Consider the following 23,666-nt stretch of genomic DNA (forward strand, 5'->3'; position numbering starts at 1 on the left):
AAGATCCTCTTGGTCAGGGGGTCATTTAAACCGTTGATACTCGACCTTATGTAGGGGCTACCGGCGGCCAAGTCCACCACGCCGGGCACGAAAGGAGATCACCACGATGTGGTTGTTAATCGCATTTGTCGCAGTCCCGATCATCGAGATCGCGCTGTTCATTCAGGTCGGAGGCGCCATTGGCACCTGGCCCACCCTTGGGATCGTCGTTCTGACGGCCATTCTGGGCACCTGGCTGGTGCGCGCACAGGGTCGGCTGGCCATCGGCAATCTTCAGCGCAGCTTTTCCGAGCTGGATGACCCCACGGAACCGCTGGCGCATGGGGCGATGGTGCTGATCTCGGGTGTGTTGCTGCTGACGCCGGGGTTTTTCACCGATGCATTGGGGTTTGCACTGCTGGTGCCTGCAGTACGTTCCGCTGTGTTCCACTATTTGCGCAAGCGTGTGAAAGTCCAAAGCTTCACCATGGGGTCGATGCAGTCGGGCCCGATGCACCGCGAGCCAATGGATCCAAACACCATTGACGGTGAATTCCACGAAATCGACCCCGAAAACCGTACGACTTATCGTCCGTCGGGCTGGACCAAGCATTGAGGGTGGTTTTCCATCCTGCTACACAAGCCCGGAAATTGATTTTTGGAGATCACTATGGCCGAGAATGGCGCTGAAGGTGCTGCCGCACCGCAAATTAAATTCAACGTACTGAACCAGTACATCCGGGATCTGTCGTTCGAAAACATCCTGGCCCAGAAAGGCGCCGGTGGCGAGGTCGTCCCCGCGATCAACGTTCAGGTGAACCTGGATGCGAAAAAGCGCTCGGTCGAGAACCAGTTCGAAGTCGCGATCAAGCTGAACGTGGAATTGACCGCAAAAGAGGGTGGTGACAAGCTGTTCCTGCTGGAAATCGACTATGTTGGCCTGTTCAACATCGAAGGTGTCCCCGAAGAGCAGATGCATCCCTTCCTGCTGATCGAATGCCCGCGGATGCTGTTCCCGTTCCTGCGCCGCGTTGTCAGCGACGTAACCCGCGACGGCGGCTTCCCGCCGCTGAACCTGGAGACCATCGATTTTGTTGCGCTGTACCGCAATGAAATCGCCCGTCGTCAGGCTGAACAGCAGGCTCAGAGCGCACCGGTTTCCTAAGCCGTCACTCTGACAGCTTGGTCCACAACGCGCCGTCGCCCATCTTGTCTACAAAGGCTTGATGGGCGGCGGCTTCTTCGTTTGTGATCCGCGAGGGCAGGGGGGCCGGGCGCGGAAAAGGGCGCCAATCGCTGGTATCCGCACCGCCGCTGGACTTGGTTGCCACAGTGGCACCAAGCGCAAAATCAGGCTGACGACCACCGATCAGTTCCAGATAGACCTCGGCCAGGATTTCCGAGTCGAGCAAAGCGCCGTGCAGCGTGCGGTTCGAGTTGTCGATACCGAACCGGCGACACAAGGCATCCAATGTGGCCGGCGAGCCCGGAAATTTCTGCCGCGCCATACCCAAGGTATCGGTCGCGCGCTCCATGGGCATTTCGGGCAATCCCATCCATTTGAGCTCGGCATTCAGGAACTTCATGTCAAAACTGGCATTGTGGATCACCAGCTTGGAATCCTGCCCGATGAAGTCATAGAAATCGCGCCCAACCTTGGCGAAAACGGGCTTGTCCTTCAGCGTCACTTCGCCCGAGCCAGGCGCAGGGTCGCGCGGTGGGTCCAGCAAATCCGGGCCGATACCGTGCACGCCGAATGCCTCGTCCGGCATGCCGCGTTCGGGGTTGATATAGACATGAAACGTGTTGCCGGTGGGCATGTGATTGTACAGTTCAACACAGCCGATCTCGACAATTCGGTCACCTTTGAACGGGTCGAATCCGGTGGTTTCCGTATCCAGAACGATCTCACGCAATGGCCTGGCCCTTTCTGATCTGATCCAGAATATCCTGCACCTGTTCGCGCGCGTGATCCAGCGTGTCCGTGATCACCACAAAATCTGCCCGAGCGCGTTTTTCCGCATCCGGCATTTGCTTGGCCTTGATTGTCAGGAATTGAGCCTCGTTCATCGTTCCGCGTGCCAGAACGCGCTGGCGCTGCACCTCTTCGGGGGCTGAAACGACCAAGACGGCATCCATATTCTGATTCCCGCCGGTTTCAAACAGCAATGGCACATCAAACACCAGGATATCCGCCTGGGCATTGGCAATGAAATCTGCGCGGTCTTCGCCCACCAAAGGATGCACGATGGCCTCGATCTGTTTCAGCGCGCCTGGGTCCGCCTGTATGATCTGTTTCAGCTGCTCGCGCGAGACAGCCCCATCGACAATGGCGTCCGAAAACAGGCTCTGAATAGGCCCAACTGCCTTGCCACCGTTGGAATACAGCCGATGCACCGCGGCATCCGCATCCCAGATCGCGCAGCCTTCCTCGGCCAGAATTTTGGCTGTCGTCGACTTGCCCATCCCGATCGAGCCCGTAAGACCAAGTTTAAAGCTCATGCCAGCATGATCCTGCGAATTTCGTCGTCCACCTCGGGGCGCTGACCGAACCAGCGCTCGAAGCCAGGAACGGCCTGATAGATCAACATGCCCAACCCATCGACAGTGTGGCACCCGATTTCCTCGGCAACCTGCAGCAGACGCGTTTTCAGCGGTGCGTAAACAATGTCAGTGACAACAGCGCCGGGGTTCAATCCATCCAAGGGAATGCGCAGCTCGGGGCTGCCGGTCATGCCCAAAGAGGTCGTGTTTACCAGCAGCGCAGCGTCCTCCATCACGTTTCCTGCCTGCACCCAATCGACCACAGTGATCCGAGCACCAAACTCCTGTTGCAGCGCCTCGGCCCGGATCTTGGTGCGGTTGGTCAGCAATATCTCGGGAACGCCAGCTGACAAGAGCGACGCCAAAATCGCACGCGAGGCGCCACCAGCACCAAGTACCACCGCCGGACCCGAGGTCGGATCCCAATCCGGCGCGCCCTGCCGCAGGTTTTCGATAAAGCCATAGCCATCGGTATTGTCCGCGTGGATCTTGCCATCTTCGCGAAAGATCAGCGTGTTCGCCGCACCGATCAGCGTGGCACGATCCGTGATGACATCGGCGATTTCCAGCGCGGCCTCTTTATGAGGAACGGTGATATTCGCCCCGACGAAACCCGCCTTGGGCAGGGTGCGCAAAACGGTTTCCAGATTCTCGGGCGCGACCTCCATCGGGATATAGTGACCGGGCAGGCCATATTTTTTAAGCCAATGCCCATGCAGCCGCGGAGATTTCGAATGCCCAATCGGCGAGCCAATCACTCCCGCCAGCGGTATCTTATGCGCACTCATCCCGGTAGGTCTCCTCGAACGGTCAGGTAACTCAGTAATTCCAACAGGGGCAGGCCCAGCACGTTAAAGTAATCGCCATCCACGCGGGAAAACAAGCGGATGCCTTCCTCTTCCAACTTATAGCCGCCAACGCTGTCACCGATGCCGGGCCAGTTGCGTGCCAGATAGTCATCAAGGTAGTCGTCCGAGAAACTGCGCATTCTTAGACGGACCTGCCCGATATGGCGCCAGATCGGTTTGCCGTCTTCGCAGATCACCGCTGCCGAAAGCAACATGTGCCGTTGTCCGCGCAAAGAGAGCAGCTGTTCACGTGCTTCTTCGATGTCTCGAGGTTTGGAAAGGATCTGGCCGTCGAACTCCAGCACCTGATCACAGCCCAAAACCAGGGCACCGGGGTTCTTTTCGCTGACCTTCAGCGCTTTCATCTCGGCAAGCGTATCGGCGATGTCGCGCGGCTTGGCCTGTTCGGCCTCAAGCGAATCGCGGATCATGATTTCATCGATCCGCGCCTTTTGAACGGTGAAGGGAACACCCGCGTTCGTCAGCAGTTGTCGGCGGATTTCAGACCCGGACGCCAGGATCAGGTTCATGGCCATGTGGATAACCTCGTGGAGTACTTGTCGAACTTCTTAAGGAAGGATTTCGGACAAGTCACCGAGGTTTCTGAGCTGTTGAAAAATCGCGGCCTTTCGCCTGCTTAGATCACAGTTTGTCCACACAAGGACAAGGAAAACCCCCTGATGGTGGATAAGTTTTCCGCGCACAGATTTCCCACGGGATATCCACAGGGTTCTTCGCGTATTGGGATCTCAGTAATACCCTGTTTTTTATAGGATAAATCCCATTTTTTCACAGAATCAAGGCCGATGCCTGCGGCCTTGTCGTTCAGATGATAACAGGGGGGATAAACAAGTAATCCACGGAAAAATGGATCCCTAAATCATCATCAATCTTTTCTTTCTTTATTATTTATTTATTGGAGCAAGACCCAAAGCCCCGTCCTTCCTCCAGCCTAGATTGGCTTGGATAATGGGGGCTTAAGCTTGGAAAGAGTGAAAGATTTGACTCGACCCCCGGGACACCTTATTTACGTGTCCAACCCCTCGTCCGAGGGAGCGATTTTCCATCCATATGAAATGAAGCGTGCCCATTGGGGCCGTTCAGGGTGCTATTTACATGTCCGAACAACGTTTAAATCTGTCTGAACTCAAAGCCAAGAGCCCCAAGGACCTGCTGTCCATGGCTGAAGAGCTGGAGATCGAAAACGCCTCGACCATGCGCAAGGGCGAGATGATGTTCCAGATCCTGCGCGAGATGGCCGATGATGGCTCGGTCATTGGCGGTGACGGGGTGCTGGAAGTTCTGCAAGACGGCTTTGGCTTCCTGCGCTCGCCCGAGGCCAACTATCTGCCGGGTCCAGATGATATCTATGTGTCGCCTGACATGATCCGCAAACACTCGCTGCGGACCGGGGACACGATCGAAGGCGTGATGAAAGCGCCTCAGGAAAGCGAACGCTATTTCGCGCTGACCGAGGTTGAGGGCATCAACTTTGAAAGCCCCGAGAAGGCTAAGCACAAGATCGCGTTTGACAACCTGACGCCGCTGTACCCCGACGAGCGCCTGAAGATGGAGATCGAGGATCCGACGATCAAGGATCGCTCGGCCCGGATCATCGACCTGGTCGCGCCGATTGGTAAAGGTCAGCGTTCGCTGATCGTGGCACCCCCGCGGACGGGTAAAACGGTGCTGCTGCAAAACATCGCGCACAGCATCGAGGCGAACCACCCCGAATGCTACTTGATCGTTCTGCTGATCGACGAACGCCCCGAAGAGGTGACGGACATGCAGCGGTCTGTGAAGGGTGAGGTCGTGTCTTCGACCTTCGATGAACCTGCAACGCGTCACGTGGCCGTGTCGGAAATGGTGATCGAAAAGGCCAAGCGTCTGGTCGAACATAAACGAGATGTTGTGATCCTTCTGGACTCGATCACAAGACTTGGTAGGGCCTTTAACACCGTGGTGCCGTCCTCGGGTAAGGTTCTGACCGGTGGTGTAGACGCAAACGCTCTGCAACGCCCCAAGCGTTTCTTTGGTGCTGCGCGGAACGTGGAAGAGGGCGGATCGCTGACCATCATCGCCACGGCTCTGATCGACACGGGCAGCCGCATGGACGAGGTGATCTTTGAAGAATTCAAAGGCACCGGTAACAGCGAGATCGTTCTGGATCGTAAGGTTGCGGATAAACGCGTCTTCCCGGCGATGGACATCCTGAAATCCGGCACCCGGAAAGAGGACCTGCTGGTGGATAAGATCGACCTGCAAAAGACCTTTGTCCTGCGTCGCATTCTGAACCCGATGGGCACGACCGACGCGATCGAGTTCCTGATTTCCAAGCTGAAACAGACCAAGACAAATTCGGAATTCTTCGACTCGATGAACACCTGACCTGGGTTTCTGGGGGCCTGACAGATGGACACGATTTTCGCCCTTGCCACGGCTCATGGTAAGGCCGGGGTCGCGGTGATCCGCGTCTCGGGTCCTTTGGCGCATGCGGCCGGGTCCGCTTTGGCTGGCGATCTGCCGGCGCCTCGGCGTGCTGGCTTGCGATTGTTGCGGGATGCGGAAGGTGTTCGTCTGGACGAAGCCTTGGTTCTTGTGTTCGAAGACGAGCGCAGTTTCACCGGAGAGCCGGTCGTCGAGTTGCAACTGCATGGCAGCACGGCAGTGGTGTCGGCGGTTTTGAGGGTTCTGTCAGAAATAGAGGGGTTGCGCCAAGCCGATCCAGGCGAATTCACCCGGCGCGCCTTGGAAAACGGTCGGTTGGATTTGGCGCAGGTCGAAGGCCTGTCGGATCTAATCGAAGCTGAAACCGAGGCTCAACGCCGTCAGGCCTTGCGTGTGCTGTCCGGGGATCTTGGCAATCGGGCCGAAGAATGGCGACGCGATCTGATCCGGGCTGCGGCTTTGCTTGAAGCGACGATAGACTTTGCCGACGAAGAAGTCCCTACTGATGTTTCGCCCGAGGTGAGCGCGCTTATGACGTCGACCATGGCTTCATTGCAGGCAGAAATCGCTGGTGTCAGTTCTGCCGAACGGGTGCGCACTGGGTTCGAAGTCGCGATTGTTGGTGCGCCTAATGTTGGGAAATCCACGTTGTTGAACGCGCTTGCCGGTCGCGATGCGGCCATCACCTCGGAGTATGCGGGGACGACCCGGGATGTAATCGAGGTTCGTATGGATCTGGGTGGGCTACCCGTGACTTTGCTGGATACGGCTGGTTTGCGTCAGACCGAAGATAAAGTCGAGGAAATCGGGATCGCGCGTGCGCGAGAGCGGGCAAGCCTGGCTGATCTGCGGGTGTTCCTGGTGGAGGGAGGCGACACACCGGATTTTGCGCCTGAACCCGAAGATATCGTTTTAAAGGCCAAAGCCGATCTGCTGGACGACAAGACCGGCGCGATTTCAGGCGCCAGTGGTGAGGGCGTTCAGAATCTGATAGAGGACGTGACACGTATCCTGTCTGACCGGGCTGCCTCGATCGGTGTGGCGACCCGTGAAAGGCATCGGATCGCAATGCTGCGAGCGGTGGAGTCTCTGGGCGAGGCGCGACGACTGGTCAGTATGGGCTCGGAAATGACTGACTTGGCTGCGGAAGAGTTGCGTACGGCCGTACGGGCCTTGGATTCTCTGGTCGGCCGGGTTGATATCGAAAATGTGCTGGACGAGATTTTCGCCAGCTTCTGTCTTGGGAAGTAAGGAGTGTTTCACGTGAAACAATTCGACTTCGATGTTGTTGTGATTGGCGGTGGGCACGCTGGCTGTGATGCCGCGCATGCGTCGGCCCGGATGGGTGCGCGCACAGCTTTGGTGACTTTGACCCGTGGCGGGATCGGGGTGATGTCCTGTAATCCGGCGATTGGTGGCCTGGGTAAAGGACATCTGGTTCGAGAAGTTGATGCCCTGGATGGTGTCATGGGGCGCGTCGCGGATGTTTCGGGTATTCAATTTCGTTTGCTGAATTGGCGCAAGGGGCCTGCAGTACAAGGACCGCGCACGCAGTCCGACCGAAAACTGTATCGGCAGGCGATGTTGCGCGAGATCGAGGCACAGCCCTGCCTGACGGTGATCGAAGGCGAGGCAACTGACCTGATCATGGATCATGACCGCGTCGGGGGTGTGGTTCTTGAAGATGGTAGCGAACTGAACGCTCGCAACGTCGTTCTGACCACGGGTACCTTCTTGCGCGGCGTGATACATATCGGCGACGTTTCTCGCCCCGGAGGTCGCATGGGGGATCGCCCCTCGATCCGCTTGGCCGAGAAAATTGATAGCTTTGGGCTGCCTTTGGGTCGATTGAAGACGGGTACTCCGCCGCGTCTGGATGGACGAACGATTGCGTGGGACTTGCTTGAAAAGCAGCCCGGAGATGATGATCCGGTGATGTTTTCCTTTCTGTCCAAGGGGCCATCTGTGCGTCAGGTGTCTTGCGGTATCACGCATACAAACGAGAAAACGCATGATGTGATCCGCCAAAATCTGGATCGTTCGGCCATGTATGGTGGGCATATCGAAGGGGTAGGGCCGCGATATTGCCCCTCGATCGAAGACAAGATCGTGCGATTCGCTGACAAAAGCTCGCATCAGATTTTCCTTGAACCCGAAGGTCTGGATGACCACACGGTTTATCCGAACGGGATTTCAACCTCGTTGCCCGAAGAAGTGCAGTATGACTATGTCCGCTCGATCCGCGGGCTAGAGCAAGCCGACATCCTTCAGCCTGGCTATGCGATTGAATATGACTACGTTGATCCCCGCGCTCTGGATGATCGGCTGGCGGTAAAATCTGTCCCGGGTCTCTATCTGGCAGGTCAGATCAATGGGACCACGGGGTATGAAGAAGCGGCCGCGCAAGGCCTGGCGGCTGGTTTAAATGCAGCGGCGGATGCACTGGGCCGCGACCCCGTTCTGTTTAGTCGGCGGGACAGCTATATCGGTGTGATGATTGACGACCTCATCACCCGAGGCGTTTCCGAGCCTTATCGCATGTTCACCTCGCGCGCCGAGTTTCGCCTGTCCTTGCGGGCCGACAATGCTGATCAGCGGCTGACCCCAAAGGGCATTCAGATTGGCTGCGTGTCCGAATCTCGTCAGCGCGTCTTTGAGAAAAAGATGGATTTGATGGAAAGCGCTATGGGGCGACTGACCTCAAAGACTTACACGCCTCGCGAACTCAATCAGATCGGATTGTCGGTGAATCAAGACGGAGCGCGGCGTAGCGTGTTTCAGTTGTTGTCGTTTCCCGATGTCGACTTTGAAAAGCTGATGGGTCTGGACCCCACGCTGTCGGAGATTGATCCAGAAATTCGGGATCAACTCTCCAAAGACGCGCTCTATGCAAACTACATTGATCGCCAACAACGTGATGTCGATGCAATGAAGCGGGACGAAGATCAAATAATACCTGACGGGTTCTCGTACGAGCATTTGGACGGTCTGTCCAACGAACTGAAAAAGAAGCTGATCGCGGCGCGGCCGCGCAATCTGGCTCAGGCGGGGCGCGTCGAAGGGATGACTCCGGCTGCGCTGACGCTACTGCTTGCGAAATTACGCCAAGACAAACGGAATCGTTCAGCGTGAAGACTTTCCCTCTAGATGTTTCACGTGAAACAATGATTCGGCTCGAGACCTACGGCGATCTCCTGAAGAAGTGGAATCCGAAGATCAACTTGGTATCCAAATCCACTTTGTCCGATCTATGGTCTCGGCACATCGTGGATTCCGCGCAAATATATACGCTTGCACCAGAGAAATTTACGCATTGGGTCGATCTTGGCACCGGTGGAGGGTTCCCGGGGTTGGTTTGCGCGATCATTGCGGCCGAGAAAAACCCCGAGGTGCGATTCACGCTTGTCGAATCCGATGCCCGCAAGTCGGTTTTTTTGCGTACCGTGGCCCGTGAAGCCAACGTTCAGGTCAAGGTGATAACCGATCGAATTGAACGCGCTGAGCCAGCGAATGCGGACGTGCTGTCTGCCCGTGCTCTTGCTGATTTGACGACGCTATTGGGTTTTTCACAGCGCCATCTCCAAAAAACAGGCGTGGCTTTGCTGCCAAAAGGGGTGAACTGGCAAAAAGAGGTTCAAGAGGCGCGCAAGTCGTGGTTTTTCGAAGTTGAGAGGACTACAAGTAAAACGGAATCAGGTGCCGTCATTCTGAGAATCGGAGGTATTTCCCGTGTCTGACCCTACCCGTTCGGCTGATCCCAAGATCATCGCAGTTGCCAACCAGAAGGGTGGGGTGGGAAAAACCACAACCACGATTAACTTGGGCGCAGCCCTTGTCGACGAAGGATGCCAAGTCTTGATCGTTGACCTTGATCCTCAAGGGAACGCGTCCACCGGGCTAGGGATCGAACCGGAGGATCGTGAAAACACCACCTACGAGCTCTTACTTGATGATGTTTCCCTTGAAGATGTCATTAAGCCCACCGAGTTGGATGGTTTGAACATCATCCCTGCAACGGTTGATTTGTCCTCGGCTGATATCGAGCTGATTTCGAACGAAAAGCGGAGTTTTCTGCTGCACGATGCACTGCGACAGCATGCGATGGACGCGTTTGCGTATGACTACATACTGATTGATTGCCCACCTTCTTTGAACTTGTTGACAGTGAACGCTATGGTCGCGGCCCATTCAGTCTTGGTGCCGTTGCAGTCCGAGTTCTTTGCGTTGGAAGGCTTGTCCCAGTTAATGCTAACGATCCGGGAGGTACGTCAAACAGCGAACCCGAATTTGCGGATCGAGGGCGTAGTGTTGACCATGTATGATGCGCGCAATAATTTGTCCCAACAGGTGGAGGATGACGCGCGTGAAAATCTGGGGGACCTGGTTTTCAACACGATGATCCCGCGGAATGTGCGTGTCAGCGAGGCACCGTCATACGCCATGCCAGTCACCGAGTATGATCCGAACTCTAAAGGGGCCAGGGCTTATGGGCAGCTCGCACGAGAGTTGATGTCCAAAAACATCCGCGTCGCCGCATAATAATAACAGGAGGCAAAAATGAGCGAGAAACGCACGAAATCCCGTGGCTTAGGGCGTGGATTGTCCGCCTTGATGGCAGATGTAACGCCAGCCGAAACCCCCACGGAAACAGGCGAGGCAAGTCGCCGACCGGACATGATGGTGCCGATCGAGAAGATTCACCCAAACCCGGATCAGCCGCGCCGCACGTTTACCCCCGAGCAGCTGGACGAACTCAGCGCCTCGATCAAAGAAAAAGGCGTGATCCAGCCTCTGATCGTGCGCAATCGGCCCGGACATGACGGCGAATACGAGATTGTCGCCGGTGAACGTCGTTGGCGTGCCGCTCAGATGGCGCAGCTGCATGAACTGCCGGTCCTGGTGCGGGATTTCGACGACACCGAGGTTCTGGAAGTCGCCATTATCGAAAACATCCAGCGGGCAGACCTGAATGCAGTGGAAGAGGCTGCTGGCTATCGTCAACTGATGGAGAAATTCGGCCATACTCAGGAAAAACTGTCCGAAGTTCTTGGAAAAAGCCGCAGTTATATCGCGAACCTGGTGCGACTGCTGACCTTGCCTGACGAAGTTCAGGACTTTGTTCGCGAAGGCAAGCTGTCCGCAGGTCACGCCCGTGCGATGATCACCGCTGAAGATCCGGCCGCGCTGGCCCGCCGTGTTATCAACGGAAATCTCTCGGTCCGCGAAACCGAGCGTTTGGCAAAAGGTACGCCAGAACCAGCGCAAAAAGGCTCTAAACCAGCCAAAAGCGCCCGACCGGAAAAGGACGCAGATACCCGAGCGCTCGAGGGCGACCTGTCTGCAAATCTTGGGATGAAGGTCGCGATTGACCACTCTGAGGGTCAGGAATCCGGCAAAATCACCATCAGCTACAACAATCTAGAGCAGCTGGACGAAGTGTGCCGGATGTTGTCGTCATGAATTGGGGCGAGTCCAGATAAACAGCAGGACTGCGCACAAGGTAACGCCTTGAATGATCAGGATCATCGGGCGCAAACCCATAATCAATGAAATCAAGAAAACGATCGCGATGGACACCGTCGCGATCTTTTTACCTTTGGGGTGAATGGCGCCGTGTTCTTGCCAATCAACAATTGAGGGGCCGAACTGCGGATGAGTGATCAGCCAGTTGTGCAGGCGTTCGCTGGATTTCGCAAAGAAAAACGCGGCCAGGATCATCAGCGGAACGGTCGGCACAAGCGGAAGCACAATGCCGATCAGGCCGATCGCCATCGAAATGAGCCCCAGGATGACCCAGATAATCCGCATGACTACTCCACCAAAAGTTCCCGAATAACCGCATTCAACACCATTCTGCCGTCTGATGTGACCGACAGATTGTCGCCATGGACAGAAATCATGCCGATCTCTTCTAGATAGCGCAGTCTTTCAGCGTTCAAGCGATGGCCCGAAATTTGTCGAAAACGGTCGATCGAGATCCCCTCGGACAGGCGCAACCCCATCAGAAGGTATTCGTTGCCCTGATCTCGCGCGGGCAGGGCTTCGAAGTGCTTCTCGGTTTGGCCGGCATCGCTGAGCTCCAGCCATTTTGTCGGGTTGGAATAGGCCTCGGTCGCGTGTTTCTGGCCGCTCAATGTCAGCCGTCCATGGGCACCCGGGCCGATGCCGACATAGTCACCATAGCGCCAATAGACACTGTTATGCAGCGATTCAGCGCCCGGCTTGGCGTGGTTCGAAACCTCGTAAGCCAACATTCCGGCTTTGCCACAAATTTCCTGCGTAGCTTCGTACATATCGGCGGACAGATCATCCTCGGGTAGGCCTTTCAATCCGCCACGATTGTAGCGGTCGCCGAACGCGGTGCCTTGTTCGATGGTTAGCTGGTACAACGACAGATGATCAATCGCCATAGACAGGGCCTCGGTCAGCTCGGCGCGCCAATCCTCCAAAGACTGATCTTGACGGGCATAGATCAGATCAAAGCTAACGCGATCGAACTGCGCGCGCGCGATATCAAAGGCGGCGCGGGCTTCTTCAACCGTGTGAATGCGGCCCAAACGATGCAAATCGCGGTTGTTCAGAGCCTGAATTCCCATTGATACACGGTTCACACCAGCCTGGGCGTATCCCGTAAAGCGGCCGGCCTCGACCGAGCCGGGATTGGCCTCGAGCGTGATTTCCACATTGTTGGACAGTGACCAATTCGCGCGGATGCGCTCCAGTATCCTGTGCACGACCTCGGGATCCATCAAACTGGGTGTGCCGCCACCAAAAAAGACCGAGGTCAGCGGGCGCCCGCCGCACATTTCGGCGTAGCGATCAATTTCGGATAAATAGGCTCTAAGCCAGCGGGATTGGTCAATTTCGCGCGCGACATGGCTGTTGAAATCGCAATAGGGGCACTTGGCCTCGCAGAACGGCCAGTGGAGGTAAATTCCAAAGCCGCCGTTCTGCCAATCCTCAATCAAAGCAGCCCGCCACCAGTTTGGCGAAGGCATCGGCACGGTGGCTCATTTCGTGCTTTTTGTCGGGGTCCATTTCACCAAAGGTGATGTCGAACCCATTGGGCACAAAGATCGGATCATAGCCAAACCCGTTTTCGCCGCGCATCGGCCAGGTGACCTGTCCTTCGACTTTGCCAACGAACAGTTCGTCGTGACCATCGGGCCAGGCCAAGCATAGGGTGCAATTGAAGGCCGCGCAGCGCGGGGTCGGGGCGTTTTTCGCTTCCAGAAGGGCCCAGGTTTTTTCCATCGCCATGGCGAAGTCACGACCGTTCGGCGTTTCGGCCCAGTCAGCGGTATAGACACCGGGCGCACCGTCGAGCCCGTCCACGGAAATTCCGCTATCGTCGGACAAGGCGGGCAGACCGGTTTTCTGAGCGGCGTAATGCGCCTTGATCCGGGCGTTTCCCGCGAACGTGTCCTCGGTCTCTTCGGGCTCGTCCAGACCGTGATCGGCGGCCGATGACACCGAGATCCCGAACGGCGCCAGCAAAGCTGCGATTTCTCGCAGCTTGCCTTTGTTGTGGCTGGCCAGGACCAGCTCTTTGCCGTCGAACTTACGCATTTACGGCTGCCATTTGCGCGGCGACCAATTCGGCAACGCCCTTGTCGGCCAGATCCATCAGCTCGTTCATCTGATCGCGCGAATAGGTGGCGCCCTCGGCGGACATTTGCACTTCGATCAGGCGACCGCTTTCCAGCATGATAAAGTTTCCGTCAACGCCGGCTTCGCTGTCCTCGGGGTAATCCAGATCCAGCACGGGCTGACCGGCGTAGATGCCACAGGACACGGCGGCGACGGGTTCGACCAGCGGGTCGGTTTTCACGACACCAGCCTTCATCAGCTTGTTCACAGCCAGACGCAGCGCAACCCAACCCCCGGTGATCGAGGCGCAGCGGGTGCCGCCGTCAGCTTGGATCACATCGCAGTCAACGGTGATCTGACGCTCGCCCAAGGCAACACGGTCTACACCAGCGCGCAAGGAGCGACCGATAAGCCGTTGAATTTCAACAGTTCTTCCGCCTTGCTTGCCCATTGCAGCCTCGCGTCGCATCCGCGAGGTGGTCGAGCGGGGCAGCATACCGTATTCCGCCGTCACCCAGCCCAGGCCCGAGCCCTTGATGAACGGAGGCACGCGGTCCTCGATCGTGGCGGTGCACAGGACATGGGTGTCGCCCATGCGGATCATGCAGGATCCCTCTGCGTGTTTGGTGACGCCGGTTTCGATGGAAACGGGGCGCATTTCGTTCAGCTGTCGGCCAGATGGGCGCATGGTAAATTCCTTCTCTGTTGCCCCGGGGATACCTGCCGGGGCACCCAAAGCGCAAGCCCGATTGACCTTTGCGGGCAGGGGTCTTTAATGACAGGAGGAAAGGGTTTGGCATGACAGACGGCGAAAACATCCTGGAAGAGCTGAATGATCGCTCGCGCGAGGTGTTTCGTCGTGTGGTCGAGGGATACCTGTCCAATGGTGAGCCTGTTGGATCCCGGACCCTGACACGCAGCCTGAGCGAGAAGGTCAGTGCCGCCACCATCCGCAATGTCATGCAGGACCTGGAATTTCTTGGATTGCTGGACAGCCCGCATATCTCGGCCGGCCGGGTGCCCACTCAGCGCGGGCTGCGGATGTTTGTGGACGGGTTCCTCGAGGTCGGGGACCTGGCTACGGATGATCGGCACAAGTTGGATCAGACGCTGCAAAGCAATTCCTCGGACGTGGGCGGGTTGTTGGATCGGGTGTCTACGGCGCTGTCCGGGGTGACGCAGGGCGCCTCGATCGTGCTGACGCCGAAACACGAGGCGCCGATTCGCCATCTGGAATTCGTGTCGCTGGGCCATGATCGCGCACTTGTGGTGATGGTTTTCGCGGATGGACATGTGGAAAACCGCTTGTTCACACCGCCCCCAGGGCAAACGCCATCCTCGATGCGTGAGGCCGCGAATTTCCTGAATGCGCTGGTAGAGGGCAAAACCCTGTCTGACCTGCAAACTGAGATCCGCAAGGAAATCGACAGCCGCCGGCAAGAGATCGATGGCCTGGCCCATCAGCTGGTCGAAAGTGGGCTGGCCGTTTGGGACAATGAAGGCGAAAACAACGAACGTCTGATCGTCCGGGGCCGCTCGAATTTGCTGAACGCAGACGGGAACGAAGAGGATCTGGAACGTATCCGCGTGCTCTTTGACGACCTGGAACGCAAACGCGACATCGAGGAGTTCCTGCAACTGACCGAGCAGGGCGAGGGTGTGCGCATTTTTATCGGTTCCGAGAACAAACTTTTCTCACTTTCGGGTTCCTCTTTGGTGGTTTCTCCTTATATGAACGCGGATCGAAAAATTATCGGCGCCGTCGGGGTGATTGGCCCCACGCGCCTGAACTATGGACGGATCGTGCCGATCGTAGATTACACGGCACAACTGGTCGGGCGGATGCTGTCTGACCGGAGTTAGAGGTGGAACATGGCAGACCCCAAAAACGAAGATTTTCTGGACGATATCGAAACCGCCGAAGCCGAAGCATTTGCCGAGGAATTCGAAGAGCTGGATGACGAGGCGGTCGAACTGGACGAGCTGCGCGCCGAGCGGGATGATTACAAAGACAAGTTCATGCGCGCCCTGGCCGATGCAGAAAACGCGCGCAAACGTGCCGACAAACAGCGCCGCGAGGCCGAAAACTATGGCGGCTCGAAACTGGCCCGCGATGTTCTGCCGGTTTACGACAACATGAAACGCGCGCTGGATGCTGTTGATGAAACGCAACGCGAGCAATTCGGCGCTGTTCTGGAAGGTGTCGAACTGACCATGCGCGAATTGCTGAGCGTGTTCAAAAAGCACGGGATCGAGCTGATCTCGCCCGAGGTTGGGGAAAAATTCGATCCTCAGATGCATGAAGCGATGTTCGAGGCCCCAGTTCCCGGCACCAAAGCCGGCGATATTATCCAGGTTTCGGCCGAAGGCTTCATGCTGCACGACCGCTTGCTGCGCCCGGCGCAGGTTGGGGTTTCGTCGACTCCGGCCTAAACAGAGCCTGATATCAATGCTACAAAGCTCCTGTTTCTGACAGGAGCTTTTCTTTTGCGTATTGTCCTTTTTCTGCTGACTTTGCTGTGTGCGCCAATCGCGGAGGCCCAGACCTATCCGGACTATTCCGAAATCTACGTCAACGATTTCGCCGATATCCTGCCCGAGGCGGATGAGGATGCCATTCGCGATGACCTGAAAGAGCTGAAGCGCGAAACCGAGATCGAATTCACCGTGGTCACGATCAATTCAATGACGGATTACGGTCATGACGGGCCTATCGAGCCCTTTGCGACCGGATTGTTCAATTACTGGGGCGTCGGCAATGCGCAGCGGAACGATGGCGTGATGATGCTGATCGCTGTTCAGGACCGGCATATGCGGATCGAGGTTGGCTCGGGCTATGGAACCCGGATGAACGGACCGATGAAAGAGGTGATCGACGACGTGATCCTGCCCCGGTTCAAGCGCGATGACTATATCACCGGCATCGACTATGGCGTCGATCATGTAATCCACGAGGTCAGCGGCAGCTGGCCAGGTGAGTTCAATGCGACCACAACCGAGCGCGCCATCGGGTCAGCGCGCCGAGGTCTCGATTGGCTAGGAAACTGGATTTATGCCTTATTAGTGCCTGTTTTTGGTGCTGCGGGGATGCTGTTTCGCAGGATGCGTCGGTATCGGCCAAGGTATTGTCCCAAAGATGGCGCCCGGTTGGAGTTGCTGAATGAAGAGGCCGACGACGCGCATCTATCCGAGGGGCAGATCGCCGAAGAACAGCTGGGCAGCGTCGACTATGACATCTGGCATTGTCCCGATTGCGATCATGTGACGGTCGAGAACTACAAGGCCTGGTTTAGCCGCTACCAGGTTTGTCGCGCCTGCGGGCATCGCACCGTCCAAAGCACGACGATCATCCTGCAAAGCGCAACCACTACCTCGACAGGACGCAAGCGGGTGGTGCTGAATTGCCAGCACTGCGGGGAGGAAAGCTCGGCCGTTTTCACTATCCCGATGAAAAGCGAAAGCAGCAGTTCCGGCGGCGGCTCGTTCGGGGGCGGGTCTTCCAGCGGCGGCGGGGCCAGTGGCAGCTGGTGATCAGCCGTCTTTCAGGGCCTTCAGCTCGTAAATCAGATCCAATGCCTCGCGCGGGGTCAGCGTGTCAGGGTGGACCTCGTCCAGACGATTTTCAACCTCCGAGTCCAGCACCTGCACCGGAGGCGGCGGCGGAGCAGCCGAAAACAGCGGCAAATCATCGATAGTTGCCTTGGACTTGCCACCCTCGCGCTCGCCCTTTTCCAACGCATCCAGAACCACACGGGCACGGGCGACCACCTTGTCTGGCAACCCGGCCAGCTTGGCGACCTGCACACCATACGACCGATCCGCCGCCCCTTTGCGTACCTCGTGCAGGAAAATCACATCGCCTTCATATTCCTTGACGGCCACGGTGGCGTTTTCGACCCCAGGCATTTTGCCGGCCAGAGAGGTCAGCTCGTGATAATGCGTGGCGAACAGCGCGCGGGATTTATTTACGTCGTGCAGATGTTCCAGTGTGGCCCAAGCAATCGACAGGCCGTCATAGGTGGCGGTGCCGCGGCCAATTTCATCCAGGATCACCAGCGCCCGATCATCGGCTTGGTTCAAAATCGCGGCGGTTTCGACCATCTCGACCATAAAGGTCGAGCGACCACGCGCCAGATCGTCCGAGGCCCCGACGCGGCTGAACAGCTGACTGACAACACCGATATGAGCCTGCGTTGCAGGGACAAAACTGCCCATTTGCGCCAGCAAAGCGATCAATGCGTTCTGGCGCAAAAAGGTCGATTTACCGGCCATGTTCGGGCCTGTCAGCAACCAGATCGCGGCACCATCATTGGCCGACAGTGTACAGTCATTCGCGATGAACGGGCTTTGACCCTGTTTGCGCAGGGCCTGTTCCACGACAGGATGGCGCCCGCCCGTGATTTTCAGTTCTTTCGAATTATCAACAACAGGCCGGACCCAGTTTTCGCCATTCGCCAGATCGGCCAGGGCTGTGGCCAAGTCCATTTCTGCGAGCGCCCGCGCAACAGCATTGATCTGGCCAGCTTGATCCAGAATTGCGCTTCTTAGGCTGGAATAGAGCCTCTTTTCGATCTCAAGCGCCCGTCCGCCCGCGTTCAAAATCTTGGTTTCAGTCTCGGACAATGGCACCGTTGTAAAGCGCACTTGGTTGGCCGTGGTCTGCCGGTGTTTGAACGTATCCGACAGGGGTTCGGACAGCATTTTTTCGGCGTGGGTCGCGGTGACTTCGACGAAATAGCCCAACACATTGTTGTGCTTGATCTTCAATGACTGGATGCCCGTCAGCTCAGAATACTCGCGCTGCATCGAGGCGATCACACTGCGACCCTCGTCACGCAGGGTCCGGGTTTCGTCCAGCTCTTGATCATAACCGGGCGCGATAAACCCACCGTCGCGGGCCAACAGCGGAGGTTCAGCCACAAGCGCCTGATCCAGCAAGTCCAACAGGTCGTCGTGACCAGTCAAATTCCGAGCTGCGGTGCGTAGCAAGTCAGGCAGATCGGACGATCGCAAGTCGTCCGAAATTTGCAATGCCTGGGACAGCCCGTTCCGAATTGCGGCCAGGTCGCGGGGTCCGCCTCGATCCAACCCCAGCCGAGACAGCGCGCGATCCAAGTCAGGCACTTTTCGAAGCGCATCGCGCAGGGTCTGGGTGGCTTGGTGGTTTTTTGTGGCAAAGTCGATCGCGTCCAATCGCGCGTGGATCACATCCAACACACGCGAAGGACTGGAAAGCCGACGCTCCAACAGGCGCGCGCCGCCCGCGGTTACCGTCCGATCAATCGCGGCCAGCAAAGACCCGGCGCGCCCGCCGTTCAGGGCGTGAGTCAGTTCCAGATTTCGGCGGGTCGCGGCGTCGATTTGAACGACCCGAGCTTCGGCCTCGCGCACTGGACGGCGCAGCAGGGGCAGTTTGCCTTTTTGCGTGATCTCCAGGTACTCGACGATGGCACCCATGGCCGAAACCTCGGCCCGATCAAACTGTCCGAACGCGTCCAAAGACCCAACATCAAACAGCGCGCATAGACGTTTTTCGGACGATGTACTGTCAAAACTGGCACGGCCCAGACCCGTGATTGCAGCGCCGGATTCAGAGACTATTTCGGCTAAATTCGCTTCATCTGCTTCGGATACAATGACTTCGGCAGGCATGAGGCGGGCGAGCTCTGGGCCCAGACGTACGGGCGCCAGCGGTTGCACGTGAAACTCGCCGGTCGAGATATCGACCCAGGCCAGCGCTGATTGATCACGCACCGACGCGTAGGCGCAAAGGAAGTTGTGGCGGCGCGCCTCGAGCAGGGATTCCTCGGTCAGTGTGCCGGGGGTGACCAACCGCACCACGTCGCGTTTCACCACGGATTTTGACCCGCGCTTCTTGGCCTCTGCCGGGCTTTCCATCTGTTCGCCAACGGCCACGCGGAACCCTTTGCGGATCAGCGTCAGAAGATAGCTTTCGGCGGCATGAACCGGGACGCCGCACATGGGGATATCCTCGCCCAGATGCTTGCCGCGTTTCGTTAGCGCGATGTCCAGCGCTTCGGACGCGGCAACAGCATCGTCAAAGAACATCTCGTAAAAATCGCCCATCCGATAGAACAGCAGGGCGTCGGGATAGCCCTCTTTGATCTCCAGATATTGCGCCATCATCGGCGTGACTGTGCTCACGTCGGTCCCCCATTCGTTTCGCGGAACATTACAAATCCGCGCGCAGGGGCGAAAGGCGAAAACGTCTTTGTGTTGAGCCAAGGCGCTTAGCACTGTAAGACGCTTGGGCTTACTCATTCACGGGCCCCATGAATCATGACCAAAAACCGCATCACCCCTGAAGAGGCGCTGGCCTTCCACCTGGAACCGCGCCCCGGTAAATTCGACATCTCGCCCAGCGTTCCGATGACCACGCAGCGCGACCTTTCGCTGGCCTATTCGCCGGGTGTGGCTGTTCCATGTGAAGCAATCGCCGAGGTGCCCGAAACGGCCTATGACTATACGAACAAGGGCAACCTTGTGGCCGTGGTGTCGAACGGTACTGCGGTTCTGGGCCTGGGCAATTTGGGCGCACTGGCCTCGAAGCCGGTGATGGAGGGTAAATCCGTCCTGTTCAAACGTTTCGCCGACGTGAACTCCATCGATATCGAGCTGGATACCGAAGACCCGGACGAGATCATCAAGGCTGTGAAGCTGATGGGCCCCACCTTTGGCGGCATCAACCTTGAGGACATCAAGGCGCCCGAATGTTTCATCATCGAGCAAAAGCTGAAGGAAGAGATGGATATCCCGGTCTTCCACGATGACCAGCACGGCACGGCGGTGATCTGCGCGGCGGGTCTGATCAACGCGCTGCATATCTCGGGCAAGAAAATCGAGGATTGCCGCATTGTTCTGAACGGTGCCGGCGCCGCAGGGATTGCCTGTCTGGAACTGATCAAGGCCATGGGCGCCCAGCATGACAACTGCATCATGTGCGACACCAAAGGCGTGATCTATCAGGGTCGGACCGAGGGCATGAACCAGTGGAAATCGGCCCATGCCGCCAACACCGATCTGCGCACGCTAGAAGAAGCCATGAAAGGCGCAGACGTGTTCCTGGGTGTGTCGGTCAAGGGTGCTGTGACGCCCGAGATGGTCGAATCCATGAACGATAATCCGGTGATCTTCGCTATGGCGAACCCCGATCCGGAAATCACCCCCGAAGAGGCCCACGCCGTGCGTCCCGATGCGATCGTTGCGACCGGTCGTTCGGACTATCCCAACCAGGTGAACAACGTTCTGGGCTTCCCTTACCTGTTCCGGGGTGCCCTGGACATTCACGCCCGTGCAATCAACGACGAGATGAAGATCGCCTGTGCCGAGGCCCTGGCCGAACTGGCCCGCGAGGACGTGCCCGACGAGGTTGCGATGGCCTATGGCAAGGCGCTGACCTTTGGCCGGGACTACATCATCCCCACGCCGTTTGATCCGCGCCTGATCTATACGATCCCGCCCGCCGTTGCGAAGGCCGGGATGGAAACAGGGGCCGCGCGCCGTCCGATCATCGACATGGACGCCTATGAGGTTTCGCTGAAAACCCGGATGGATCCGACCGCCAGCATTCTGCGTGGCATCAACGCCCGTGCCCGGAACGCGCAGGCTCGCATGATCTTTGCCGAGGGCGACGATCCTCGGGTGTTGCGTGCCGCCGTGCAATATCAACGCTCCGGCCTGGGGAAGGCTTTGGTTGTTGGTCGCGAGGCCGACGTGAAAGAGAAACTGGAAGCCGCCGGTATGGGCGACGCCGTCCGCGAGCTGGAGGTGGTGAACGCCGCCAACACCCGCCATTTGCCCAACTACAAGGACTTCCTGTACGAACGCCTGCAACGCAAAGGCTATGACCGTCACGACATTCATCGCCTGGCCGCGCGGGATCGCCACGTATTCAGCGCGCTGATGCTGGCGCACGGACATGGTGACGGCCTTGTCACCGGCGCCACGCGTAAATCGGCGCATGTTCTGGAACTGATCAACCACGTTTTCGATGCTGATGCAGAACACGGCGCAGTCGGAGTCACCGCGATCATTCACAAGGGCCGGATCGTGCTGATCTCGGATACCTTGGTGCATGAATGGCCGGACGAAGAAGATCTGGCCAATATTGCCGAACGTTCCGCCGGGGTGGCGCGTCACCTGGGGATGGACCCGCGTGTGGCATTTGTCAGCTTCTCGACCTTCGGGTACCCGATTTCAGAGCGGGCCTCGAAAATGCATGTGGCCCCCAAAGTGCTGGAGCGTCGCGGTGTCGATTTCGAATACGAAGGTGAAATGACCGTCGACGTGGCACTGAATGCCAAAGCCGCCGAGGCCTATCCCTTCCAACGCCTGACCGGACCGGCGAATATCCTTGTTGTGCCTGCCCGTCACTCGGCCTCGATCAGCGTGAAGCTGATGCAGGAAATGGCAGACGCCACGGTGATTGGCCCGATCCTGTCGGGTGTTGATCAATCGATCCAGATTTGCTCGACGAACGCCACGGCAAATGACATCCTGAACATGGCCATTCTGGCCGCGTGTAAGGTGGGATAATCACAAAGGAGCCCGAATGACCGTCTGGAATCTTGGCTCCATCAATGCTGACTATGTCTATCGGGTGCCGCATTTGCCGGGGCCCGGTGAAACCATTGCGGCATCTGCGCTTAGTCGCGGGCTGGGCGGGAAGGGCGCGAACATGTCTGTCGCAATTGCGCGCGCCGGTGCTCGGGCCGCGCATATCGGCGCGGTTGGCAAGGACGGGCGCTGGGCGGTCGAGCGTCTGATGGAATACGGTGTGGATACGCGCTGGATCCGCGAGGTGCCGCATCCCACAGGCCATGCCATCATCAATGTCGATGACGGTGGCGAGAACGCCATTGTCATCTACCCTGGGGCAAATCGCGATATTCCCGAATCCGCCGTGGGGCTGGCCCTGGCCGAGGCCGAACCCGGTGATTTCCTGTTGATGCAGAACGAGACCAATAAACAGCGCTTTGCGGCTGATATAGGCTCGAAACTGGGGCTCAGGATCGTGTATGCCGCCGCGCCGTTTTCAGTGGCTGCTATCACGGCGCTTTTGCCGATGCTGGACATGTTGGTTTTGAACGCGGTCGAGATGGAGCAGCTGCACGCCGCGACCGGTTTGGTTCCGGGTCCGGATATGGGTGTGCCGGCAGTGTTGGTGACCCGAGGGGCCGAGGGCTGCGTTCTGTTTGAAAAATCCCAGGGCTATGATCCGCAAACCTATGCGGCGCTTCCGGTTTCTGCGGTCGATACGACGGGGGCAGGGGACACGTTCACCGGCTATTTTCTGGCGGGGTTGGACCGGGGAATGCCCCCAGCGCAGGCCATCGAGTTAGCGACCCGGGCAGCCGCCTTGATGGTCACGCGCAAAGGCACCGCCGACGTCATCCCCGACCTGCGCGAGGTCCAGAGTTTTGGTTAACCACCGGTGAACGGTGCTTTGGCACCCCAAAGCTGACGCACACGCGCATCCCGGCCACACGACTGACGATACCGCTTATAGGCTTTGGACTGCTTGATCGGGCCAAATCGGGTCAACACGATCTTTTCACCCTTATAGTAATCCTGATGATAGGCCTCGGCCTTGTAGAACGTGCCTTCGTCCAGAATGGGGGTCACAATTTTCTGTCCCAGTGCCTGGCTTGCCTCGGCCTTGGCTTGCTGTGCCAGGCCCTTTTCCGCTGAATTAGAGACGAAAATAGCGGTGCGATAGCTGTCGCCACGATCACAAAACTGCCCACCGGCGTCCGTTGGGTCTACGGAGCGAAAGAACATCTGCAACAGCTGTGCGCGGGTCACGACCGAGGGGTCGAACTGGATCTGAACGGCCTCGTAATGGCCGGTGCCCCCGCGCACCACCTGTTTGTAGCTGGGGTTTTTCAGCTGCCCGCCGGTATAGCCCGAAACCACTTCCTTCACGCCTTTGACGGATTCAAAATCGCTTTCGACGCACCAGAAACAGCCTCCGGCCACGGTCAGCGTTTCTGTCTGTCCCGCCTGCGCGCGGTCGCATTCCAGCATCACGCCAAACACGATGGCCAGGCCAAGCAAGATGGGTTTGATTGTGTCGAATGTTGCTGTCATGAGCTTTCCCCTTCTGCGGCCATCATGACCCGCGACCAAGGCCGACGCCAATCCCCTGCAATGGAATGTCACGCAAGGGTGAGGGGGTGTGAAGTCGCCAACGAAAAACGCCCCCTGAAACCAGAGGGCGTTTTGCATTGTTCTGAC

The 23,666-nt window shown here is 57.7% G+C and carries 23 protein-coding genes; 13 read left to right on the forward strand and 10 right to left on the reverse strand.

The window, feature by feature from the left end; translation table 11 throughout:
• The first annotated feature begins 106 nt into the window (after positions 1 to 106).
• The gene (locus ACXADQ_RS06295; protein WP_475316974.1) at positions 107 to 595 is read left to right on the forward strand and encodes an FxsA family protein; all 489 of its coding nucleotides are present in this window, start codon (positions 107 to 109) and stop codon (positions 593 to 595) included.
• A gap of 54 nt (positions 596 to 649) precedes the next feature.
• The gene (secB, locus tag ACXADQ_RS06300) at positions 650 to 1,144 is read left to right on the forward strand and encodes a protein-export chaperone SecB (RefSeq protein WP_475316981.1); all 495 of its coding nucleotides are present in this window, start codon (positions 650 to 652) and stop codon (positions 1,142 to 1,144) included.
• A gap of 4 nt (positions 1,145 to 1,148) precedes the next feature.
• Here secB and dnaQ read toward each other — a convergent pair whose 3' ends face one another.
• From dnaQ to ACXADQ_RS06320, 4 genes are read right to left on the reverse strand one after another with little or no spacing between them, the layout of a single operon-like run.
• Positions 1,149 to 1,895 carry a DNA polymerase III subunit epsilon gene (dnaQ, locus tag ACXADQ_RS06305; RefSeq protein ID WP_475316985.1) on the reverse strand — a complete coding sequence of 249 codons (747 nt, stop codon included), beginning with the start codon at positions 1,893 to 1,895 and terminating at the stop codon, positions 1,149 to 1,151.
• Positions 1,888 to 2,481, reverse strand: a complete 594-nt coding sequence (gene coaE / locus ACXADQ_RS06310) for a dephospho-CoA kinase (protein WP_475316990.1) — start codon at positions 2,479 to 2,481, stop codon at positions 1,888 to 1,890. The genes dnaQ and coaE overlap by 8 nt, the downstream gene beginning before the upstream one ends.
• A complete protein-coding gene (locus ACXADQ_RS06315) occupies positions 2,478 to 3,311 on the reverse strand; it encodes a shikimate dehydrogenase (RefSeq protein ID WP_475316994.1) in 834 nt (277 codons plus the stop codon). Before ACXADQ_RS06315 ends, coaE begins: the two co-directional genes overlap by 4 nt.
• Positions 3,308 to 3,907 (reverse strand): Maf family protein, encoded by a 600-nt coding sequence (locus ACXADQ_RS06320; RefSeq protein ID WP_475316999.1) that lies wholly within the window; start codon positions 3,905 to 3,907, stop codon positions 3,308 to 3,310. The genes ACXADQ_RS06315 and ACXADQ_RS06320 overlap by 4 nt, the downstream gene beginning before the upstream one ends.
• Before the next feature lie 580 nt (positions 3,908 to 4,487).
• On the opposite strand from ACXADQ_RS06320, the gene rho reads away from it, so the two are divergent.
• Genes rho through ACXADQ_RS06350 form a run of 6 tightly spaced genes read left to right on the forward strand, consistent with a single transcriptional unit; the run spans position 4,488 to position 11,279 of the window.
• Positions 4,488 to 5,759 (forward strand): transcription termination factor Rho, encoded by a 1,272-nt coding sequence (rho, locus tag ACXADQ_RS06325; protein WP_475317004.1) that lies wholly within the window; start codon positions 4,488 to 4,490, stop codon positions 5,757 to 5,759.
• A gap of 24 nt (positions 5,760 to 5,783) precedes the next feature.
• Positions 5,784 to 7,070 carry a tRNA uridine-5-carboxymethylaminomethyl(34) synthesis GTPase MnmE gene (gene mnmE, locus ACXADQ_RS06330; protein ID WP_475317007.1) on the forward strand — a complete coding sequence of 429 codons (1,287 nt, stop codon included), beginning with the start codon at positions 5,784 to 5,786 and terminating at the stop codon, positions 7,068 to 7,070.
• Between the two features lie 12 nt (positions 7,071 to 7,082).
• Complete coding sequence (gene mnmG / locus ACXADQ_RS06335) at positions 7,083 to 8,951, forward strand: tRNA uridine-5-carboxymethylaminomethyl(34) synthesis enzyme MnmG (protein ID WP_475317009.1); 1,869 nt, start codon at positions 7,083 to 7,085, stop codon at positions 8,949 to 8,951.
• A gap of 32 nt (positions 8,952 to 8,983) precedes the next feature.
• Complete coding sequence (gene rsmG, locus ACXADQ_RS06340; protein WP_475326037.1) at positions 8,984 to 9,556, forward strand: 16S rRNA (guanine(527)-N(7))-methyltransferase RsmG; 573 nt, start codon at positions 8,984 to 8,986, stop codon at positions 9,554 to 9,556.
• Positions 9,549 to 10,358 (forward strand): ParA family protein, encoded by an 810-nt coding sequence (locus ACXADQ_RS06345; RefSeq protein WP_475317013.1) that lies wholly within the window; start codon positions 9,549 to 9,551, stop codon positions 10,356 to 10,358. Before rsmG ends, ACXADQ_RS06345 begins: the two co-directional genes overlap by 8 nt.
• Positions 10,359 to 10,376: 18 nt before the next feature.
• The gene (locus ACXADQ_RS06350; RefSeq protein WP_475317016.1) at positions 10,377 to 11,279 is read left to right on the forward strand and encodes a ParB/RepB/Spo0J family partition protein; all 903 of its coding nucleotides are present in this window, start codon (positions 10,377 to 10,379) and stop codon (positions 11,277 to 11,279) included.
• Here the strand turns inward: ACXADQ_RS06350 and ACXADQ_RS06355 are convergent.
• The 4 genes from ACXADQ_RS06355 to rph are packed head-to-tail and all read right to left on the reverse strand — an operon-like array spanning position 11,274 to position 14,097.
• Complete coding sequence (locus ACXADQ_RS06355; protein ID WP_475317018.1) at positions 11,274 to 11,627, reverse strand: YbaN family protein; 354 nt, start codon at positions 11,625 to 11,627, stop codon at positions 11,274 to 11,276. The two genes, ACXADQ_RS06350 and ACXADQ_RS06355, sit on opposite strands and share 6 nt — an antisense overlap.
• 2 nt (positions 11,628 to 11,629) lie before the next feature.
• Entirely contained in the window at positions 11,630 to 12,817 is a 1,188-nt protein-coding gene (hemW, locus tag ACXADQ_RS06360) for a radical SAM family heme chaperone HemW (RefSeq protein WP_475317019.1), read from the reverse strand.
• Positions 12,780 to 13,388 (reverse strand): RdgB/HAM1 family non-canonical purine NTP pyrophosphatase, encoded by a 609-nt coding sequence (gene rdgB / locus ACXADQ_RS06365; RefSeq protein ID WP_475317023.1) that lies wholly within the window; start codon positions 13,386 to 13,388, stop codon positions 12,780 to 12,782. Before rdgB ends, hemW begins: the two co-directional genes overlap by 38 nt.
• Complete coding sequence (rph, locus tag ACXADQ_RS06370) at positions 13,381 to 14,097, reverse strand: ribonuclease PH (RefSeq protein ID WP_475317026.1); 717 nt, start codon at positions 14,095 to 14,097, stop codon at positions 13,381 to 13,383. Before rph ends, rdgB begins: the two co-directional genes overlap by 8 nt.
• Before the next feature lie 110 nt (positions 14,098 to 14,207).
• On the opposite strand from rph, the gene hrcA reads away from it, so the two are divergent.
• From hrcA to ACXADQ_RS06385, 3 genes are read left to right on the forward strand one after another with little or no spacing between them, the layout of a single operon-like run.
• Positions 14,208 to 15,272 (forward strand): heat-inducible transcriptional repressor HrcA, encoded by a 1,065-nt coding sequence (hrcA, locus tag ACXADQ_RS06375; RefSeq protein ID WP_475317027.1) that lies wholly within the window; start codon positions 14,208 to 14,210, stop codon positions 15,270 to 15,272.
• Positions 15,273 to 15,281: 9 nt separating this feature from the next.
• Positions 15,282 to 15,842 carry a nucleotide exchange factor GrpE gene (locus tag ACXADQ_RS06380; protein ID WP_475317032.1) on the forward strand — a complete coding sequence of 187 codons (561 nt, stop codon included), beginning with the start codon at positions 15,282 to 15,284 and terminating at the stop codon, positions 15,840 to 15,842.
• 54 nt (positions 15,843 to 15,896) lie between these two features.
• The gene (locus ACXADQ_RS06385; protein WP_475317037.1) at positions 15,897 to 16,940 is read left to right on the forward strand and encodes a TPM domain-containing protein; all 1,044 of its coding nucleotides are present in this window, start codon (positions 15,897 to 15,899) and stop codon (positions 16,938 to 16,940) included.
• Here ACXADQ_RS06385 and mutS read toward each other — a convergent pair whose 3' ends face one another.
• On the reverse strand, positions 16,941 to 19,556 hold the full coding sequence (mutS, locus tag ACXADQ_RS06390) for a DNA mismatch repair protein MutS (protein WP_475326038.1): 2,616 nt from the start codon (positions 19,554 to 19,556) through the stop codon (positions 16,941 to 16,943).
• Between the two features lie 153 nt (positions 19,557 to 19,709).
• Here mutS and ACXADQ_RS06395 point away from each other — a divergent pair, with 153 nt between their 5' ends.
• Together ACXADQ_RS06395 and ACXADQ_RS06400 are read left to right on the forward strand one after the other, a co-directional pair.
• Positions 19,710 to 21,965, forward strand: a complete 2,256-nt coding sequence (locus ACXADQ_RS06395; protein ID WP_475317042.1) for an NADP-dependent malic enzyme — start codon at positions 19,710 to 19,712, stop codon at positions 21,963 to 21,965.
• Positions 21,966 to 21,981: 16 nt separating this feature from the next.
• Entirely contained in the window at positions 21,982 to 22,857 is an 876-nt protein-coding gene (locus tag ACXADQ_RS06400; protein WP_475317047.1) for a ribokinase, read from the forward strand.
• Here ACXADQ_RS06400 and msrA read toward each other — a convergent pair.
• Positions 22,854 to 23,519 (reverse strand): peptide-methionine (S)-S-oxide reductase MsrA, encoded by a 666-nt coding sequence (gene msrA / locus ACXADQ_RS06405; RefSeq protein ID WP_475317053.1) that lies wholly within the window; start codon positions 23,517 to 23,519, stop codon positions 22,854 to 22,856. The two genes, ACXADQ_RS06400 and msrA, sit on opposite strands and share 4 nt — an antisense overlap.
• Positions 23,520 to 23,666 lie beyond the last annotated feature (147 nt).

The sequence above is a fragment of the Thalassovita sp. ABM4_323 genome, assembly GCF_056158665.1.

Excerpts from the sequence above, each read along its gene's own strand:
- ACXADQ_RS06295 (WP_475316974.1), top strand. The coding sequence starts at position 107 with ATGTGGTTGTTAATCGCATTTGTCGCAGTCCCGATCATCGAGATCGCG.
- secB (WP_475316981.1), top strand. The coding sequence starts at position 650 with ATGGCCGAGAATGGCGCTGAAGGTGCTGCCGCACCGCAAATTAAATTC.
- coaE (WP_475316990.1), bottom strand. The coding sequence starts at position 2,481 with ATGAGCTTTAAACTTGGTCTTACGGGCTCGATCGGGATGGGCAAGTCG.
- ACXADQ_RS06315 (WP_475316994.1), bottom strand. The coding sequence starts at position 3,311 with ATGAGTGCGCATAAGATACCGCTGGCGGGAGTGATTGGCTCGCCGATT.
- ACXADQ_RS06320 (WP_475316999.1), bottom strand. The coding sequence starts at position 3,907 with ATGGCCATGAACCTGATCCTGGCGTCCGGGTCTGAAATCCGCCGACAA.
- rho (WP_475317004.1), top strand. The coding sequence starts at position 4,488 with ATGTCCGAACAACGTTTAAATCTGTCTGAACTCAAAGCCAAGAGCCCC.
- mnmE (WP_475317007.1), top strand. The coding sequence starts at position 5,784 with ATGGACACGATTTTCGCCCTTGCCACGGCTCATGGTAAGGCCGGGGTC.
- rsmG (WP_475326037.1), top strand. The coding sequence starts at position 8,984 with ATGATTCGGCTCGAGACCTACGGCGATCTCCTGAAGAAGTGGAATCCG.
- ACXADQ_RS06350 (WP_475317016.1), top strand. The coding sequence starts at position 10,377 with ATGAGCGAGAAACGCACGAAATCCCGTGGCTTAGGGCGTGGATTGTCC.
- ACXADQ_RS06355 (WP_475317018.1), bottom strand. The coding sequence starts at position 11,627 with ATGCGGATTATCTGGGTCATCCTGGGGCTCATTTCGATGGCGATCGGC.
- hemW (WP_475317019.1), bottom strand. The coding sequence starts at position 12,817 with ATGCCTTCGCCAAACTGGTGGCGGGCTGCTTTGATTGAGGATTGGCAG.
- rdgB (WP_475317023.1), bottom strand. The coding sequence starts at position 13,388 with ATGCGTAAGTTCGACGGCAAAGAGCTGGTCCTGGCCAGCCACAACAAA.
- rph (WP_475317026.1), bottom strand. The coding sequence starts at position 14,097 with ATGCGCCCATCTGGCCGACAGCTGAACGAAATGCGCCCCGTTTCCATC.
- hrcA (WP_475317027.1), top strand. The coding sequence starts at position 14,208 with ATGACAGACGGCGAAAACATCCTGGAAGAGCTGAATGATCGCTCGCGC.
- ACXADQ_RS06380 (WP_475317032.1), top strand. The coding sequence starts at position 15,282 with ATGGCAGACCCCAAAAACGAAGATTTTCTGGACGATATCGAAACCGCC.
- mutS (WP_475326038.1), bottom strand. The coding sequence starts at position 19,556 with ATGATGGCGCAATATCTGGAGATCAAAGAGGGCTATCCCGACGCCCTG.
- ACXADQ_RS06395 (WP_475317042.1), top strand. The coding sequence starts at position 19,710 with ATGACCAAAAACCGCATCACCCCTGAAGAGGCGCTGGCCTTCCACCTG.
- ACXADQ_RS06400 (WP_475317047.1), top strand. The coding sequence starts at position 21,982 with ATGACCGTCTGGAATCTTGGCTCCATCAATGCTGACTATGTCTATCGG.
- msrA (WP_475317053.1), bottom strand. The coding sequence starts at position 23,519 with ATGACAGCAACATTCGACACAATCAAACCCATCTTGCTTGGCCTGGCC.